Annotated in this window: 14 protein-coding genes and 1 tRNA gene; 10 read left to right on the top strand and 5 right to left on the bottom strand. The window is 72.8% G+C overall.

Features of this window, described 5'->3' with window-relative positions:
- Positions 1 to 78: 78 nt before the first annotated feature.
- The 3 genes from O7601_RS21700 to O7601_RS21690 form a co-directional block, all read right to left on the bottom strand.
- Positions 79 to 1,707 carry an alkaline phosphatase D family protein gene (locus tag O7601_RS21700; RefSeq protein ID WP_281562923.1) on the bottom strand — a complete coding sequence of 543 codons (1,629 nt, stop codon included), beginning with the start codon at positions 1,705 to 1,707 and terminating at the stop codon, positions 79 to 81.
- A gap of 156 nt (positions 1,708 to 1,863) precedes the next feature.
- A complete protein-coding gene (locus tag O7601_RS21695) occupies positions 1,864 to 3,348 on the bottom strand; it encodes an MFS transporter (RefSeq protein ID WP_281562922.1) in 1,485 nt (494 codons plus the stop codon).
- A gap of 46 nt (positions 3,349 to 3,394) precedes the next feature.
- On the bottom strand, positions 3,395 to 3,631 hold the full coding sequence (locus O7601_RS21690) for a hypothetical protein (protein ID WP_093405548.1): 237 nt from the start codon (positions 3,629 to 3,631) through the stop codon (positions 3,395 to 3,397).
- A 147-nt stretch (positions 3,632 to 3,778) separates the two neighbouring features.
- Here O7601_RS21690 and O7601_RS21685 point away from each other — a divergent pair, with 147 nt between their 5' ends.
- Complete coding sequence (locus tag O7601_RS21685; RefSeq protein WP_281562921.1) at positions 3,779 to 4,939, top strand: geranylgeranyl reductase family protein; 1,161 nt, start codon at positions 3,779 to 3,781, stop codon at positions 4,937 to 4,939.
- 176 nt (positions 4,940 to 5,115) lie between these two features.
- Positions 5,116 to 6,018 (top strand): SDR family oxidoreductase, encoded by a 903-nt coding sequence (locus O7601_RS21680; protein WP_281562920.1) that lies wholly within the window; start codon positions 5,116 to 5,118, stop codon positions 6,016 to 6,018.
- A gap of 54 nt (positions 6,019 to 6,072) precedes the next feature.
- Here O7601_RS21680 and O7601_RS21675 read toward each other — a convergent pair whose 3' ends face one another.
- Both O7601_RS21675 and O7601_RS21670 read right to left on the bottom strand, forming a co-directional pair.
- Positions 6,073 to 6,744 (bottom strand): nucleotidyl transferase AbiEii/AbiGii toxin family protein, encoded by a 672-nt coding sequence (locus tag O7601_RS21675; protein ID WP_281562919.1) that lies wholly within the window; start codon positions 6,742 to 6,744, stop codon positions 6,073 to 6,075.
- The gene (locus tag O7601_RS21670) at positions 6,741 to 7,082 is read right to left on the bottom strand and encodes a hypothetical protein (protein ID WP_281562918.1); all 342 of its coding nucleotides are present in this window, start codon (positions 7,080 to 7,082) and stop codon (positions 6,741 to 6,743) included. The genes O7601_RS21675 and O7601_RS21670 overlap by 4 nt, the downstream gene beginning before the upstream one ends.
- 479 nt (positions 7,083 to 7,561) lie before the next feature.
- On the opposite strand from O7601_RS21670, the gene fdh reads away from it, so the two are divergent.
- From fdh to O7601_RS21630, 8 genes are all read left to right on the top strand, one after another.
- Positions 7,562 to 10,870, top strand: coding sequence for a formate dehydrogenase (fdh, locus tag O7601_RS21665; protein ID WP_281567001.1), 3,309 nt, complete (start codon positions 7,562 to 7,564; stop codon positions 10,868 to 10,870).
- A complete protein-coding gene (locus tag O7601_RS21660) occupies positions 10,854 to 11,909 on the top strand; it encodes a 4Fe-4S dicluster domain-containing protein (RefSeq protein ID WP_281562917.1) in 1,056 nt (351 codons plus the stop codon). Before fdh ends, O7601_RS21660 begins: the two co-directional genes overlap by 17 nt.
- Positions 11,910 to 11,926: 17 nt before the next feature.
- Positions 11,927 to 12,925, top strand: coding sequence for an NrfD/PsrC family molybdoenzyme membrane anchor subunit (nrfD, locus tag O7601_RS21655; protein ID WP_281562916.1), 999 nt, complete (start codon positions 11,927 to 11,929; stop codon positions 12,923 to 12,925).
- Positions 12,926 to 12,980: 55 nt separating this feature from the next.
- A tRNA-Sec gene (locus O7601_RS21650) sits at positions 12,981 to 13,076 on the top strand.
- Between the two features lie 20 nt (positions 13,077 to 13,096).
- Positions 13,097 to 14,401, top strand: a complete 1,305-nt coding sequence (selA, locus tag O7601_RS21645; protein ID WP_281562915.1) for an L-seryl-tRNA(Sec) selenium transferase — start codon at positions 13,097 to 13,099, stop codon at positions 14,399 to 14,401.
- A 2-nt stretch (positions 14,402 to 14,403) separates the two neighbouring features.
- Entirely contained in the window at positions 14,404 to 16,158 is a 1,755-nt protein-coding gene (gene selB, locus O7601_RS21640) for a selenocysteine-specific translation elongation factor (RefSeq protein WP_281562914.1), read from the top strand.
- A gap of 45 nt (positions 16,159 to 16,203) precedes the next feature.
- Complete coding sequence (locus O7601_RS21635) at positions 16,204 to 16,401, top strand: hypothetical protein (protein ID WP_281562913.1); 198 nt, start codon at positions 16,204 to 16,206, stop codon at positions 16,399 to 16,401.
- 71 nt (positions 16,402 to 16,472) lie between these two features.
- Complete coding sequence (locus tag O7601_RS21630) at positions 16,473 to 16,658, top strand: hypothetical protein (protein ID WP_281567098.1); 186 nt, start codon at positions 16,473 to 16,475, stop codon at positions 16,656 to 16,658.
- The last annotated feature ends 5 nt before the right edge of the window (positions 16,659 to 16,663 follow it).

Genomic DNA, 16,663 nt, shown 5'->3' with positions numbered 1-16,663 from the left:
AAGCCCCGCTGGTTCGCGGCCACTCGGCCGGAATCGGTGGCCCGCCGCACAGCGCGTGACCCGGGGCGGGGTGGGCGGTCAGGCCAGGGGTGCGGTCTCCCGGCGCAGCGTCGACGAGCCGACGCCGACCGACCAGCCGGCGACCCAACGGGTGGCGCTCGCCCGCCGGGTCCGATCGGACAGGTGGTACCAGTCCATCCGGCAGTGCTGCCGGGTCACCTCAAGCACCCCGTAGCCGTGTCCGTCCAGCTCCGCCCAGCGCACGTGCGGATTCGTCGAACGGATAAGCGTCGTGCCGAGACCACTGAGTGCGTTGCCGGCGGGCAGGCCCAGGAAGTCGTTGACGTTGTCACTGGTGACCGACGGCACCACGAACTCGGCGGCGGCCGGGTTGGCCCGCCCGGTGCTGCGGGTGGTCACCTCGTTGGCCCACGACGTGTGGATGTCGCCGGTCAGGAACACCACGTCCCGGGTGCCGGTGGCCCGCAGGTGATTGACCAGCTCGTTGCGGTCGGCGTTGTAGCCGTCCCACTGGTCGGTGTTGAGCACCGCCCCGTTCTGCGGCACGCCGAGCAGCGTGCCCAGCGGGCCGAGCAGCCACGCGGGCAGCGCACCGACATCCAGCCGGGCGATCATCACCGGGTTGCCGACCAGCTTCCATCGGGCGTTGGAGCCGGCCAGGCCGCTCTTGAGCCAGCTCAGCTGCGCCTGCCCGGTGATGGTGCGGGCCGGGTCGTCCACCGCCACGCCGGAACTCTGCTGTGACCGGTAGGTCCGAAGGTCCAACATGGACAACTCCGCGAGCCGGCCGAACCGCAGCCGTCGGTAGATCGACCCGTCCACCCCGGTCCGTACCGGCATCCACTCCAGGTACGCCTGTCGGGCCGCCGCCAGCCGCACCGCAAAGTCGCCCTCCACCCCCGGCGTGTGGTTCTCCGCGCCGCCGGCCCACTGGTCGTTCGCCACCTCGTGATCGTCCCAGGTGATCACCCACGGCAGCGCGGCGTGCAGCGCCTGAAGGTCCGGATCCGTCTTGTAGAGGGCGTGCCGGGCACGGTAGTCGGCCAGCGACAGCGTCTCGTGCGCCGGGCTCACGGGCCGCACGACGGTGGCGCCGGCGGCGAACTGCCCGGTGCCGTACTCGTACAGGTAGTCGCCCAGGTGCACCACGAGGTTCAGGTCACCACGCTCGGCCAGATGCCGGTACGCCGCGAAGTAGCCCGCTTCCCAGTTGGAGCAGGAGACGACCCCCAGCCGCAGCCTGTCGATCTCCGCGTCGAGGTGCGGTGCGGTCATCGTCCGGCCGGTCGGCGACCAACCACCCGCATACCCGAAGCGGTACCAGTAGGTGGTGGCCGGTGCCAGACCCGCTACCGGCACCCGTACCGTGTGGTCCCGTTCCGGCCCGGTCAGCTGGACACCGTGTGCCAGCACGGAGGTGAAGTCCGGATCGGTGGCCACCTGCCACGTCACCTCGGCCTCGGGACCGATCCCGGAACCCGGCTGGGCCTGCTCGGTGGGGGTCAGTCGGGTCCACAACAGGACTCCGTCGGGCAGTGGGTCGCCCGATGCGACGCCGTGTCGGAAGGCGCCGGCGGCGGCCTGGGCCGTGGCGCTGCCGGTGAGGGTGGCTCCGGCCAGCGCCGCAGTGCTGGCAGAGGTGCCAGCCAACCGTAGGAGGGTACGACGGTCGAGGGTGTTCGTCATGGTTGCTGTGTCTACCGGCCCCGCCGTCCGCTTCGCTGCCCCCGGCGACCAGTGTTCGCCCGGGTTTCCGCCGTCGTTCTCGTCGGCACCTGCCGGACGTACGAGCGGGAGATCGCCCTGATCCGGCGCCGGCTTGCGGCGGAGCCGGGTCAGTGGCTACGAGGAGGCTTCTCGCTTCCGGGACGTCGCCCCCCTCGGGGCTCGGCGGTGGTTGCCGGCGATGTCGACGGCGGCCGCCACCAGGGCCAGCGTGATGATCGCGGCCGAGGTGAGCAGCGACCGTTCGAACGCCCTCGACCAAGCGTCCGCGCCGTCGGCCAGCGCGGAGAAGAAGACCGCGCCGACGACCGCGATGCCGGCGGCCGAACCGATCCGCTGGCCGGTCTGCAACATCCCGGCGCCGCTGCCGGCCTGCGGAACCGGCACCTCCGTCAGGGTCAGCGTCTGGTTGGGTGCGATCACCAGGCCGCTGCCGATGCCGGCGACCAGCAACGGCAGCGCGGTCACCCAGGGCACGGGGGCGCGTGGTGCCAGCTCGATGGCCAGCGCGGCGAGACCGAGACCGGTCACCACGCCGACCAGCCCGACGGCGACCAGGGGGCGGCCGTAGCGGTTGACCAGCCGTCCACCGACGGCGGACGCGACGGCCGAACCGAGCGCGAACGGGGTGATCGCCGCGCCGGCTACCAGGGCGCTGTAGCCCCGCCCGTTCTGCAGGTACAGGGTGAAGATGAAGAAGATCGCGGTGAACCCGCCGAAGTAGAGCAGCGCGATCGTCGAGCCGAGGGCGTACGACCGGTGCCCGAACAGGCGGACGTCGAACAGCGGCGGGCCGTGCCGGGCGTAGCGGCGCTCCCAGGCGACGAAGCCGACGAGGATGGCCAGCCCGGCGGGCAGCAGCAACCACTTCGTCGCGCCGGGCCACTGCTCGCGCTGCACCAGCGGCAGCAGCACGAGGGTCACGCCGACGCCGAGCAGCAGCACGCCGACCGGGTCGAACCGGCGTTGCGCACCGCGTGGGGTGACCCGGCCGGGCAGCAACCGCCAGCCGAGCAGCACCGCGACGATCCCCACCGGCACGTTGACGAAGAAGACCCACCGCCAGCCGTGTTCCGGGCCGCCAGCGGCGATCAGCAGGCCGCCGAGCAGCGGACCGACCGCGGTGGAGATGCCGATGGTGGCGCCGAGCCAGCCGAAGGGTCGGCCCCGCTCGGGCGCGGCGAACAGCTGCTGGATCAGGCCGGTCACCTGCGGGTTCACCACCCCGGCGGCGGCGCCCTGGAGCAGCCGGGCGGCGATCAGCCAGCCGGGGGACTGGGCCAGCCCGGCCAGCGCGCTGGTCAGCGTGAACAGGGCGATGCCGAAGACGAACGCGTTGCGTCGCCCGCGCACGTCACCGAAGCGTCCCGCCGGCACCAGGACCAGCCCGAAACTCAGCGCGTACCCGGACAGCACCCATTGCAGGTCACTCGGATCGGCCCGCAGGGAACGCTCCAGGGACGGCAGGGCGACGTTGACGATGCTGATGTCGAGTAGCGTCATGAACGCCGCGACCAGCCCGACGCCGAGGGCCTGCCAGCGTCGCCGCTCGTACGACGCGGTCCCGGACCCCGCCGAGCCGCTCGGCGCCGCCGGGGTCAACCGGCCGTCCGGCGCTGCGCGGCCCGGTGGGGTGCGCGACCGCCCGTCATGCCAGCTGCTGTGCGCAGAAGCGGGGACCGAAGTCGAGCCCGGCCATCGGCGAGTCCTCCCGGTGCAGCAGGTTCTTCTCGGTAAGCAGGTGCAGCGGGGTCTGTAGTTGCTCCTCGGTCAGCCCGCACTCCTGGGCGATCATGTCCGGGTACGGTACCTGGCCGCGCGCCTCCAGGGCCGCCACCGCGTCGTACACCCGCGCCTCGACGTCCGACAGCCGCACCTCTTGCATGGTGTCCTCCTTGCGCCTCCGTCCGCCTGCGGCAGGCGGTCTGCGGCCGGCGGTTACCCGGCGCGCCGGAGAAGATGCCCGGGTCGGCAGCCCCAGCCGTGCCGACCGTTGCCGCCGTCCGGGCCGTGGCTGATCTACCCTGCACCAGTGAGCGTCTGGGAACTCGTGGTGATCGGTGGCGGCCCCGCCGGCCTGGCCGCCGCAGCCGCCGCCGCCCGCCGAGGGGTACGCACGCTGGTCGTCGAGCGCGCTGTGCATCCGCGCTACAAGACCTGCGGCGGTGGTCTGATCGGTACCTCGCTGGCCGCGCTGGCGGGGCGGATCGAGGTACCTGCCCACGACACGGTGGACCGGGTCACCTTCACCCTCGACGGGCGAGGCGGGTTCACCCGCCGGCATGGCGCCGGGCCGCTGGTGAACATGGTGCGCCGGGAGGAGTTCGACGACCGGCTCCGCGCTGTCGCGGTGGCCGCCGGGGCCGAGGTCCGCGAGCGGGCCAAGGTCCGGTCGGTGGAGCAGGACCCCGATGTCGTACGCCTGCGGCTGGCCGACGGCGAGCAGCTGCTGGCCCGCACGGTCATCGGTGCGGACGGCTCGTCCGGGGTCAGCGGCCGGCACGTGGGGGTGCGTCACCGCCAGGTGGATCTGGGGCTGGAGCTGGAGCTGCCGGTGTCGCCGTCCGAGCAGGCCCGGTGGCGCAGCCGGGTGCTGCTCGACTGGGGTCCGCTGCCCGGCTCGTACGCCTGGGTGTTCCCGAAGGGAGACCGGCTCACCGTCGGGGTGATCGCCGGCCGGGGTGAGGGGGAGCGGACCAGGGATTACCTACGGCGGTTCGTCGATCGTCTCGGGTTGGCCCACGTCTCGCCGATCCACGACTCGGGTCACCTGACTCGCTGTCGGGCCGACGACTCGCCGCTGCGGCGGGGGCGGGTGCTGGTGGTCGGCGACGCCGCCGGCCTGCTGGAGCCCTGGACCAGGGAGGGGATCAGCTATGCGCTGCGTTCCGGCGAGCTGGCCGGGACGGCGGTGGCCGGTGGCGACCTCGCCGGCTACGAACGGTCGGTGACCGAGCGTCTCGTCCCGGGCATGCGGGCCGGGCATCGGCTGCTCGACGTCTTCTCCCAGCGACCGGCGCTCTGCCACAGACTGCTCGCCACGCCGCCGGGCTGGCGTGCGTTCACCCGGTTCTGCCTGGGCCGGGCCGAGTTCGACGAGTTGGTCGGCCGCATGCCGGTCCGGGCCGCGTTGGCGCTGGCGGATCGCCTGCCCGCCCCGAGACGCCGCGTCGCCGCACGGCTGTCCGACTGACACCAAGACTGCCCCGCTGTTAGTCAGCCATCCAGGATCCTAGGATGCCCTACGCGTGGTGACCTCTTACACCTCTGCGAAGAAGACCCGCCACCGCGGCCGGGCGTTTCCGACAACTTCGCCCGGGTAGGGGCTTGCAGGAGCGCGACCCCACGACCCCGGGCGAGGAGACCTCCGTGAGCGAGACGCAGTACACCCCGCAGGACCCGACCGAGCAGTACGGCCAGCAGTCAGGTCAGCCGAACCAGCAACAGAGCCCGCCCGGACGTACCGGCGAGATGACGCCGAAGCCGGATCACGGAGAGGACTCCTATCGGGGCACCGGCAAGCTCGACGGCAAGAAGGCGTTGATCACCGGCGGCGACTCGGGGATCGGCCGGGCGATCGCCATCGCGTACGCCCGGGAGGGCGCCGACGTGCTGATCTCCTACCTCGGTGAGGAGGAGGACGCGGACGCCCGGGAGACCGTACGGCTCATCGAGGCCGCCGGTCGCAAGGGGGTCGCGATCCGGGGTGACATCGCCGACGAGCGCAACTGCGCGGCGTTGATCGAGCGGGCGGTGCGTGACCTGGGCGGCATCGACATCCTGGTGAACAACGCGGCGTACCAGATGGCGCAGGACAAGGGCATCGCCGGGATCAGCACCGAGCAGTTCGACCGGGTGTTCAAGACCAATCTGTACGCGATGTTCTGGCTGTGCAAGGCGGCGCTGCCACATCTGGGCGAGGGCTCGGCGATCATCAACACGTCCTCGATCCAGGCGTTCGACCCGTCGCCGCAGTTGCTCGACTACGCCACCACCAAGGCGGGGATCGCGAACTTCACCAAGGCTCTCGCCGCCGACCTGGTCGACCGGGGCATCCGGGTCAACGCGGTAGCGCCGGGTCCGATCTGGACGCCGCTGATCCCGGCGACCATGCCCGAGGGAAAGGTCGAGCAGTTCGGCACCGACACCCCGGTCGGTCGGCCTGGTCAGCCCGCGGAGCTGGCACCCGCGTACGTCTTCTTCGCCTCGCAGGAGTCGAGCTTCATCACCGGTGAGATCCTGGGTGTCACCGGTGGCCGCTTCACCAAGTGATGTCCCCGTCGATCTGGTGCCCCCGCCGGCTCGGTGCGGCTCGGCGGGGTCGGGTCAGCGGGGCCAGGCCGCCAGGTGCCGCCGGACCTGAGCGACGTCGGCGGGACCGAGTCCGTAGCGGGTGAACCGGGCGTCCGGGATCCGGTCGAGGTAGCGACCGGCCGCCCGTACGTCGTCGTCTTCGAGGGCGGGATCGAGCTGACGGGCGAGGTCCAGCAGCTCCGCCACGGACCGGTGTTCCAGGGCGGAGGCCACGTCGATGTAGTCGCGTACCTCGCGGCGGTTGACCAGGGCGGCGGTCTTGTTGGCGATGAGGTCCCGCACGTCCATGACCGGACCGAGGTCCATCACCACCGGGCTGCGGTGTCGGTCGAGGCGGGCCAGGCTGAGGCGGATGCGCCGGTCGTCCCGGGCGACGACGAAGTCCCGCAGATCCCGGTCGAAGCCGTCGAACAGGTCACCGAGATCGCTGTCCGGATCGGCGTTGGCCACCTCGAACCCGGCGCGTTCCAGCGCGGCCCGGACGTCGGCCGCTGCCGCGGCGGCGGCGCCCTCCACATCGGCGAAGAGGTCCACGTCCTCGGTGGGGCGGGTGACCAGTCCGTGCGCGGCCCAGGCCACCCCGCCACCGAGAACGAAGCGGTGCGGCCCGGCGACGGTCAACGCGACCCGCGCGACCTCGCGGTAGAACTCGTGTGGGTGTGCGTCGGGAGCTGGGCCGGTCACGCCGACCGAAGGCCCTGGTGTCGGCTTTCCCAGGCCAGCCGTACGCCCTGGGGCAGGTTGAGCAGCTGCCACACCCGGCGCAGCGTCCGCCCGTTGACCAGCCGGCGCAGGTCGTCGACGCTCGTGGTCTCCCGCAGCACGTTCTCGTACAGCCAGAGCAGCTGGTCGGGGTCGGCAAGGTCGAACGCGCGGTCGGCGCACCACATCAGTCGTACCGGCAGTTCCACCACCCCTCGGGTGGGCCCGCGCAGTTCGGTGAGGGTCCGGGCTACCACGGCGGGACGACCGGGCCGGGCCAGGTGTGCCACGCCGGTCGTGGTCGGGGAGACCGCCTGCATCCTGTCAGGGTAACCCCAACCCGGCCCAACCCGGCCCCTCACGCCCCACCCCTCACGCCCCCCACCCCGCACACTCCTCGTTGATCATGAGGTTAGCGGCGTTTTTGATCTCCAGATCTGCCGCTAACCTCATGATCAACGAGGAGTGTGGGGGTAACGGGGCGGACTTTCGCAGACGATCAGCAGCGGGCAATGGAGTGTGGCGGGGGTCACGACAGGGGTAGGAAGAAGGAGAGCGGGTAACCTGTTGACTCGGGTGTCGGTGTGTCCAGTGTCCCCGGGCCTCACCTAAATTGCCTTCGCGGAATACCGTCCGGCTGGAGCCGCGTCGCGCCACTCGCCGAGAGGCGACCTGCACACCGGCACCTTCGTCGCCCCCGGCCCGATTATGGGCCGGGGGCGACGTCGTGATCTGGTTCCGGCAGGTGGGTCGCCCATCCGGCCGCGCTGTCCTAAGGTCAACACCGGAGGTGTCGACCGTGGGACTGCGGGACAGGTTGCTGGGCTGGCCGGTCTACCGGCAGCTCACCGGCGCCGACCCGCTGGGCCGGGGGGCTGCGGCGTGCTCGACCCGCAGCGCCGAGTTGACCGCCCGCACGCAGGGCGCCGACCGGGTCGCCCGTTCCGTCTGCCCGTACTGTGCCGTCGGCTGCGGGCAGCGGGTCTTCGTCACCGACGACCAGGTAACGCAGATCGAGGGTGACCCGGACAGCCCCATCTCCCGGGGCCGGCTCTGCCCGAAGGGCGCCGCCAGCCGGAGCCTGGTCACCAGCCCGCTGCGCCAGACCACGGTGCGCTACCGGCGGCCGTACGGCACCGAGTGGGAGGACCTGGACCTCGACACGGCACTCGACATGATCGCCGACCGGGTGCTCGCGGCCCGGGCCGAGACGTGGGAGGACGTCGACGCCGAGGGCCGGCCGCTGAACCGAACGCTGGGGATCGCCAGTCTGGGCGGGGCAACCCTGGACAACGAGGAGAACTACCTCATCAAGAAGCTGTTCACCGCGATGGGGGCGCTTCAGATCGAGAACCAGGCCCGTATTTGACACTCCGCCACCGTCCCCGGTCTGGGGGCCAGCTTCGGTCGCGGTGGCGCGACGGACTTTCAGCAGGACGTGGCGAACGCCGACGTCATCGTCATCCAGGGCTCGAACATGGCCGAGGCCCATCCGGTGGGCTTCCAGTGGGTGATGGAGGCGCAACGGCGCGGGGCCAAGGTCTTCCACGTCGACCCGCGGTTCACCCGCACCAGCGCGGTCGCCGACGCGTACCTGCCCATCCGGGCGGGCACCGACATCGCGCTGCTGGGCGCGGTGGTGAACCACATCCTCAGCAACGAGCTGGATTTCCGGGAGTACGTGCTGGCGTACACCAACGCCGCGACGATCGTCAGTGACGACTTCGTGGATGCCGAGGACGCCGACGGGCTCTTCTCCGGCTTCGACCCGGCGACCGCCAGCTACGTGCAGGACAGCTGGCAGTACGCGGGCCACGAGCGGGACTCCGGTAGCGGGCACACTGCGCGGGAGCGGGAGACCGCGGCGGGCCTGCGCCACGAGTCGCACGGGGCTCCGGTGTCCCGGCAGGTGCGGCGGGACGAGACGCTGCAACATCCGCGCTGCGTGTACCAGATCCTCAAGCGGCACTTCGCCCGCTACACGCCGGAGATGGTGGAACGGGTCTGCGGCGTACCCCGGGAGAAGTTCCTGGAGCTGGCCCGCGCCTGGACGGAGAACTCCGGGCGGGAGCGCACCGGCTGCCTGATCTACTCGGTCGGCTGGACGCAGCACACGGTCGGGGTGCAGTACATCCGCACCGGGGCGATCATCCAACTGCTGCTGGGCAACGTGGGTCGGCCCGGTGGCGGGGTGATGGCGCTGCGCGGGCACGCCAGCATCCAGGGCTCCACCGACATTCCGACCCTGTTCAATCTGCTGCCCGGGTACCTGCCGATGCCGCACCACGCCCGGCATCCCGATTTCGACGCCTGGACGGACAGCATCCGGCATCCGGGTCAGAAGGGTTTCTGGGGCGGTGCCCGGGCCTACGCAGCCAGCCTGCTCAAGGCTTACTGGGGGGACGCGGCGACGCCGGAGAACGACTTCTGCTACGACCGGCTACCCCGGTTGACCGGTGATCACGGCACCTATCAGCAGGTGCTCAACATGATCGACGGCAAGGTCAAGGGGTACTTCCTGCTCGGCCAGAATCCGGCGGTCGGCTCGGCACACGGCCGCGCCCAGCGGTTGGGCATGGCCAACCTCGACTGGCTGGTCGTCCGCGACCTGTTCATGATCGAGAGCGCGACGTTCTGGCAGCGTGGTCCCGAGGTCGCCACCGGTGAGCTCGTGCCGGAGCAGTGCGCTACCGAGGTGTTCTTCCTGCCGGCCGCCTCCCATGTGGAGAAGGAGGGCACGTTCACCCAGACCCAGCGGCTGCTGCAGTGGCGGGAGAAGGCCGTCGACCCGCCCGGTGACGCCCGCTCCGAGCTGTGGTTCTTCTACCACCTGGGGCGCCGGATCCGGGCGAAGCTGGCCGGCTCGACCCTGCCGCGCGACCGCGCCCTGCTGGACCTGACCTGGGACTATCCCACGCACGGCCGGCTCGCCGAGCCGGACGCCGAGGCGGTGCTGCGGGAGATCAACGGATACGACACGGTCAGCGGCCGTCCGTTGTCGACGTTCACGCAGGCCCGCGACGACGGCACGACCGCGATCGGCTGCTGGATCTACACCGGTGTGTACGCCGACGGCGTGAACCAGGCGGCCCGGCGTCGGCCCGGACACGAGCAGGACTGGGTGGCCGCCGAGTGGGGTTGGGCGTGGCCGGCGAACCGGCGGCTGCTCTACAACCGGGCCTCCGCCGACCCGCAGGGCCGCCCGTGGAGCGAGCGGAAGCGGTACGTGTGGTGGGACGCCGACGCCGGCCGGTGGACCGGCCGTGACGTGCCCGACTTCGAGGTGACGAAACCGCCGTCGTACCAGCCGCCGGAGGGTGCCACGGGGCCGGCGGCGCTGGCCGGTGACGATCCGTTCATCATGCAGTCCGACGGCAAGGGCTGGCTGTACGCGCCCAGCGGGGTGCTGGACGGGCCGCTGCCGACGCACTACGAGCCGGCCGAGTCGCCGGTGCGTAATCCGCTCTACGGCCAGCAGGCCAATCCGACCCGCAAGATGTACGACCATCCGGTGAACTCGACGAACCCGAGCCCGCCGCAGCAGCACGACGGGGTTTTTCCGTACGTGTTCACGGTCAGCCGGCTCACCGAGCATCACACCGCGGGCGGGATGAGTCGGACCGTCGCGCCGTTGGCGGAACTGCAACCGGAGATGTTCGTGGAGGTATCGCCGGAGCTGGCGACGCTGGCCGGGCTGACCCACCTCGGGTGGGCGCACCTGATCACCGCTCGCGCGGCGATCGAGGCTCGGGTGCTGGTCACTGACCGGCTGGTACCGCTGGCGGTGGACGGCCGGGTGATCCACCAGCTGTGGCTGCCGTACCACTTCGGCTTCGAGGGACTGGTCACCGGGGACTCGGCCAACGACCTGTTCGGCATCACCCTGGACCCGAACGTCCTGATCCAGGAGAGCAAGATCGGCACCTGTGACGTGCGACCGGGGCGTCGGCCCGCCGGGGCGGCGCTGCGGGAACTGGTGCAGGATTACCGCAGCAGGGCCGGCATCGTGCCGGGTGCCCTGCCGCCGGCGGTCACCCCCGGGGTGCCGGCCGAGCCACCCGCATCCACCGGCGACGGAGAGGGGACCGCTGATGGCCGACCCGCGTGACCGGGCCGCCACACCCACGCCGTCGTCGGCGCCGGCCGATCCGGCGGCCGCGGCCGGCTGGGTCGACGCGCCGCCGCGGATGGGCTTCTTTACCGACACCAGCGTCTGCATCGGCTGCAAGGCGTGCGAGGTGGCCTGCAAGGAGTGGAACGCGGTACCCACCGCCGGGCTTGATCTGCTCGGCATGTCCTACGACAACACCGGCGCGTTGACCGCCAACTCGTGGCGGCACGTCGCCTTCGTGGAACAGCCCCGGCCCGCCGGCCACGGCACCGCGTCGTTCGCCGGGAGCCCGACCGGCGACCCGGCCAGCCCGACCTCCGCCGCCCGGTCGGCCGGCACGCTCACCCCGACCGGAACCGAGCCGGGAGTGCTGCCCGGTGCACCGCCGGCCGCCGCCCGGATGACCGAGTTCCTCGGCATGCCGGCGGCCGGGCCACCCGGACGTACCGGCAGCGCCGAGGGGCGCAGTGACTTTCGCTGGTTGATGATGTCGGACGTGTGCAAGCACTGCACCCGGGCCGGCTGCCTCGACGTCTGCCCGACCGGGGCGCTGTTCCGCACCGAGTTCGGCACCGTGGTGGTGCAGGAGGACATCTGCAACGGGTGCGGCTACTGCGTGTCGGCCTGCCCGTACGGGGTGATCGACCGGCGGGTGGACGACGGTCGGGTGTGGAAGTGCACGCTCTGCTACGACCGGATCGGCGCGGGGCTGACCCCGGCCTGCGCTCAGGCCTGCCCGACCGAGTCCATCCAGTACGGTCCCCTCGACGAGCTACGGGAACGGGCCGCCGAGCGGGTTGCCACGTTGCGGCAACGGGGGGAGTCGCAGGCGCGGCTCTACGGCCACGACCCGGACGACGGAGTCGGCGGCGACGGCGCGTTCTTCCTGCTGCTCGACGAGCCGGAGGTGTACGGTCTGCCGCCGGATCCGCAGGTGACCACCCGGGACGTGCCGGCGATGTGGCGTCGGGCGGGTCTGGCCGCGCTGGCCATGACGGCGGCGGCCGTCGGCGCGTTCCTCGGCGGTCGGCGGTGAACCCGGACCGCCCGGCCGTGGGCGAACGGTTCCGCCGCTTCCGCTCCGGCCGCCGAGGTGGTGAGGAACTGGCCGTGCCGCCGGCGGAGTTCACCTCCTACTACGGTCGGCCGATTCTGAAGCCGCCGGTGTGGACCTGGGAGATCGCCGCGTACCTGTTCACCGGAGGGCTGGCCGCCGGTTCGTCGCTGCTCGCCGCCGGTGGGCAGCTCACCGGGCGCGCCGAGGTGCGCCGCGCCGGCCGGATCGCCGCGCTGGCGGCGGTCACCGCCAGCGCCGGCGTGCTGGTCAAGGACCTGGGTCGGCCGGAACGGTTCCACCACATGCTGCGGGTGGCCAAGCCGACCTCACCCATGTCCGTGGGCACCTGGATCCTCACCGGGTATGGTCCGGTCGCCGGACTTGCCGCGGTCGCCGAGTTGGCGCCGCTGCTGCCCGCGCGGGGTCCATTCGGGCTGGCCCGTCGGGCGTTGCCGCCGGTGGGGCGGGCCGCCGGGCTGGCCGCCGCGGTGGCCGCGCCGGCCCTGGGCACGTACACGGCGGTACTGCTGGCGGACACGGCCGTGCCGTCCTGGCACGAGGCGTACCCCTACCTGCCGTTCGTCTTCGCGGGTAGCGCGCTGGCCAGCGGCGCGGGGGTGGGTCTGCTCGCCGTGCCGCCGGCCCAGGCGGGCCCGGCGCGGCGGATGGCGGTGGCCGGCGCCGGACTGGAACTGTTCGGCGTGCACCGGGTGGAGACCCGTCTCGGGTTGCTGGGTGAGCCCTACCGGACGGGGCGACCCGGCCGGCTGCTGCGCGCCGGGCGGGCACTCAACGTCGCCGGGGTGGCCGGAGCGATGCTGGGCCGGCGTAGCCGTCTGGTCTCGGCGGTCTCCGGCGCCGCGTTGCTGGCCGCCTCGCTGGCCACCCGCTTCGGTGTGTTCCACGCCGGTGTCGCCTCGGCCCGCGATCCGAAGTACACGGTGCTGCCGCAGCGGGCCCGTCTCGACCGACGGGCGGCCGATCCCGGTCGGTGACCGTGGTGTCGACTCGACCGCACACCCGCCGGCGAGCTGTGATCCAATGGCCGGTGGAGGCGTTCAGGCGGCTGGTGCCCCTCCCGGTCTTCAAAACCGGTGTGGCCCGGTATCCGGGCCAGGCGGGTTCGATTCCCGTCCGTCTCCGCCAGGCTGCGAGGAGATGAACCGATGAGCGACGGCGGCGCCGACCCGCGGCGCCGGATGCCGCGTACCGACGTGCTGCTGGCTGAGCCGTCGCTGGCCGCGGCCGCCGTCGCGGTCGGCCGCGACCGGGTGCGCAGCGCGGTGCGGCAGGCCCAGGAACGGGCCCGCCGGGGTGAGATCGACCCCGCCGAGGTGCGCGACGCCGCGTTGGCCGACCTGCCGCCGCCCGTGCCCCGGGTCGTGCTCAACGCCACCGGGGTGGTGCTGCACACCAATCTCGGGCGGGCCGCCCTCTCCGAGGCCGCGGTGGCCGCGGTGACCGCCGCCGCCGGATACACCGACGTCGAGCTGGACCTGGGCACCGGGCGGCGGGCCCGCCGGGGGCGGGACGCGCTGGATGCTCTCGCCGCCGCCGTACCGGCCGCCGAGGCGGTGCACGTGGTCAACAACGGCGCCGCCGCGCTGGTGCTGGCGGCCACCGCGCTCGCCACCGACGCCGAGATCGTGGTCAGTCGAGGCGAGCTGGTGGAGATCGGCGACGGGTTCCGGCTGCCCGACCTGCTCACCAGCACCGGTGCCCGGCTGCGGGAGGTGGGCACCACCAACCGGACCACCCTCGCCGACTACGCCGCCGTCGTCGGGCCGAACACCGGCTTTGTGTTGAAGGTTCACCCGTCGAACTTCCGGGTCACCGGGTTCACCTCGGCGGTGCCGGTGCGCCGCCTGGCCGGGCTCGGGGTGCCGGTGGTCGCGGACATCGGCTCCGGGCTGCTGGCACCCGACCCGCTGCTGCCGGACGAACCGGATGCCGCGAGCACCCTGCGGGCCGGGGCGGCGCTGGTCACCGCAAGCGGCGACAAGCTGCTGGGTGGCCCGCAGGCGGGGCTGCTGCTCGGCACCGCCGACCTGGTCGAGCGGCTGCGCCGGCATTCCCTGGCGCGGGCGTTGCGGGTGGACAAGCTGACCCTGGCCGCGCTGGCGGGCACCCTCGGTGACCCGGCCACCCCCACCCGCCGGGCGCTGCACGCCGACCCGGCGGCGCTGCGCCAGCGGACCGAACGGCTGCGCGACGCGCTCGTAGCCGACGGCCGTAAGGCCGAGGTGGTGCCGTCGGTGGCGGTGGTCGGCGGCGGCGGCGCACCCGGCGTGGAGCTGGACTCGTGGGCGCTGAGCCTGCCCGAGCGGTACGCCGGCCCACTGCGTGCCGGCGACCCGCCGGTGCTGGGTCGGGTGGTCCGCGCTCGGCTGCTGCTCGACCTGCGGTGCGTGCCCGAGCGGGCCGACGGGCTGCTGCGCGCGGCGGTGCTGGCCGTGCCGGGGGACGACTGACCATGCTGGTGGTGGCCACCGCCGGGCACGTCGACCACGGCAAGTCCACGCTGGTGCGGGCGTTGACCGGGATGGAACCGGACCGCTGGGCTGAGGAGCGCCGGCGGGGCATGACCATCGACCTCGGGTTCGCCTGGACGTCGCTGCCGTCGGGCCGTACCGTCGCGTTCGTCGACGTGCCGGGGCACGAGCGGTTCGTGCCGAACATGCTGGCGGGGGTGGGTCCGGTGCCGGCCGCCGTCGTGGTGGTGGCGGCCGATGCGGGCTGGATGCCGCAGTCCGCCGAGCACCTGGCCGCCCTGGACGCGCTCGGCGTCGGGTACGGCCTGCTGGTGGTGACCCGCGCGGACCTGGCCGATCCCGCCGTGGCTCTGGCCCGGGCCCGGGCGGAGCTGGCGGCGACTTCGCTGGCCGGGGTGGAGACGGTGACGGCCAGTGCCGTCACCGGCGCCGGCCTGCCCGACCTGCGGGCCGCCCTGGACCGGCTGGCCGACCGGCTGCCGGTCCCGGCGCCCGACGGGCCGGTTCGGCTCTGGGTCGACCGCTGTTTCACGGTACGGGGCAGCGGCACGGTGGTCACCGGCACCCTGGGCGCCGGGCGGCTGTGCGTCGGCGACGAGTTGGAGGTGGCCGGCACCGGTGAACCGGTGCGGGTCCGGGGCCTGCATCGGCTCGGTGCCGCCTGCGACGAGGTGATGCCGGTGGCCCGGGTGGCGGTGAATCTGCGGGGCGTGGCCCGTGACCGGATCAGCCGTGGCGACGCCCTGCTCACCCCGGACCGGTTCCGGCCCACAGACCTGGTGGACGTGCGCCTGAGCGGTGTCGCGGTGGCCGAGCTGCCGACGATGCTGACGCTGCACGTCGGTTCGGCCGCGGTGCCGGTGCGGGTCCGGCCGCTGGGTGGGGACACCGCCCGGTTGCGGTTGAGCCGTTCGCTGCCGCTGCTGATCGGGGACCGGGCGTTGCTGCGCGATCCGGGCCGCCGCTACGTCGCCGGTGGGGTCACCGTGCTCGATGTGCTGCCGCCGGCCCTGGCGCGTCGGGGGGCGGGGGCGGCCCGGGCGGCGGTGCTGGCCACCCTGGATGGCCGTCCCGATCTCGGCGGCGAGCTGAGCCGCCGGGGCCTGGCCCGCATCGGCGACCTGGTCCGGGCGGGCGTGCCGGTGACGGTCGCCCCGGTGGCGGGTGACTGGCTGGCCGATCCGCAGCACTGGCGGCGGCTGGGCGACCGGCTCGCCGTGGCCGTGGCCGAGCACGCCCGCACACATCCGTTGGCACCTGGCGCTCCGGTCGAGCAACTGCGTCGACACCTCGACCTGCCCGACCGGTCTCTGGTCGAAGCCCTGGTGAAGCCGCCGCTGCGGTTGGTCGCCGGTCGGGTGGTGGCGCCCGGCGCGGCGTCGATGCCCGAGCCGGTGGCCCGCGCGTTGGCTCTGCTGGGCGAGGATTACGCGGCACATCCGTTCCGCGCTCCCGACGCCGACCGGCTCGCCGCCGTCGGGCTCGGTACCCGGGAGATCGGTGCCGCGGTGCGGGCCGGGGCGCTGCTGCGGTTGACTGGTAACGTGCTGTTGCTGCCCGGCGCGCCGCAGCAGGCGGTGCGGGTGCTGACCGGGCTGCCGCAGCCGTTCACCCTCAGCGCCGCCCGGCAGGCCCTCGACACGACCCGCCGGGTGGCGGTGCCGCTGCTGGAGTTGCTGGACCGGCGGGGACTGACCCGTCGGCTACCTGACGATGCCCGGGTGGTGGTGGATTGAGCACATCGTGGGCCGGCGGCGGAGCCGGGCACCTACCGTGACGGCATGGACCCCTCCGCGGTCTGGCGGGACCGGCAGCACCGGTGGCGGATCGAGGCGTACCGAGCGCCGGACCTGCGGTTCGCCGTCTATGCGACGAACGGCACCACCGAGTCCGCGCCGCTGTGGCTGTTCGGCATGGCGGCGCTGGCCCGCTGGCTGATGAGTCACAAGATCTCCCTCGACGACCTGGAGGTCGACTGAGGGTTCCCCGAGTGGGGGACAGATCCGGCTAATCCGGGCATACCAGTACCTCATTGCGTACCGTGCCAGCTGTGAAGGACCGAGGCATCCGTAAGTTCGTCGCGGTGCTCGCCGGCCTCGCGGTGATCTACTTCGGCACCACGGGCCGGTCGCCGGAGGAGGGTCGCGGCCTCTCCGGCGGGCTGGTGGTGCTGGCGCTGCTGGCGTCGCTGCTGGTGTGGTACCTGACCAGACCCGGCGACGACGCGGTGAAGTGACGACG

Origin of the sequence: Verrucosispora sp. WMMD573 (genome assembly GCF_027497175.1) — a bacterium.
GTDB lineage: Bacteria > Actinomycetota > Actinomycetes > Mycobacteriales > Micromonosporaceae > Micromonospora.
Note: the sequence above shows the minus strand (reverse complement) of the source record. Positions and strands in the feature narration are given on the sequence as shown.

What these genes read in the sequence shown, in the direction of transcription:
- O7601_RS21700 (WP_281562923.1), bottom strand. Translation starts at nt 1,707, where the DNA reads ATGACGAACACCCTCGACCGTCGTACCCTCCTACGGTTGGCTGGCACC.
- O7601_RS21690 (WP_093405548.1), bottom strand. Translation starts at nt 3,631, where the DNA reads ATGCAAGAGGTGCGGCTGTCGGACGTCGAGGCGCGGGTGTACGACGCG.
- O7601_RS21670 (WP_281562918.1), bottom strand. Translation starts at nt 7,082, where the DNA reads ATGCAGGCGGTCTCCCCGACCACGACCGGCGTGGCACACCTGGCCCGG.
- O7601_RS21660 (WP_281562917.1), top strand. Translation starts at nt 10,854, where the DNA reads ATGGCCGACCCGCGTGACCGGGCCGCCACACCCACGCCGTCGTCGGCG.
- selA (WP_281562915.1), top strand. Translation starts at nt 13,097, where the DNA reads ATGAGCGACGGCGGCGCCGACCCGCGGCGCCGGATGCCGCGTACCGAC.
- selB (WP_281562914.1), top strand. Translation starts at nt 14,404, where the DNA reads ATGCTGGTGGTGGCCACCGCCGGGCACGTCGACCACGGCAAGTCCACG.
- O7601_RS21635 (WP_281562913.1), top strand. Translation starts at nt 16,204, where the DNA reads ATGGACCCCTCCGCGGTCTGGCGGGACCGGCAGCACCGGTGGCGGATC.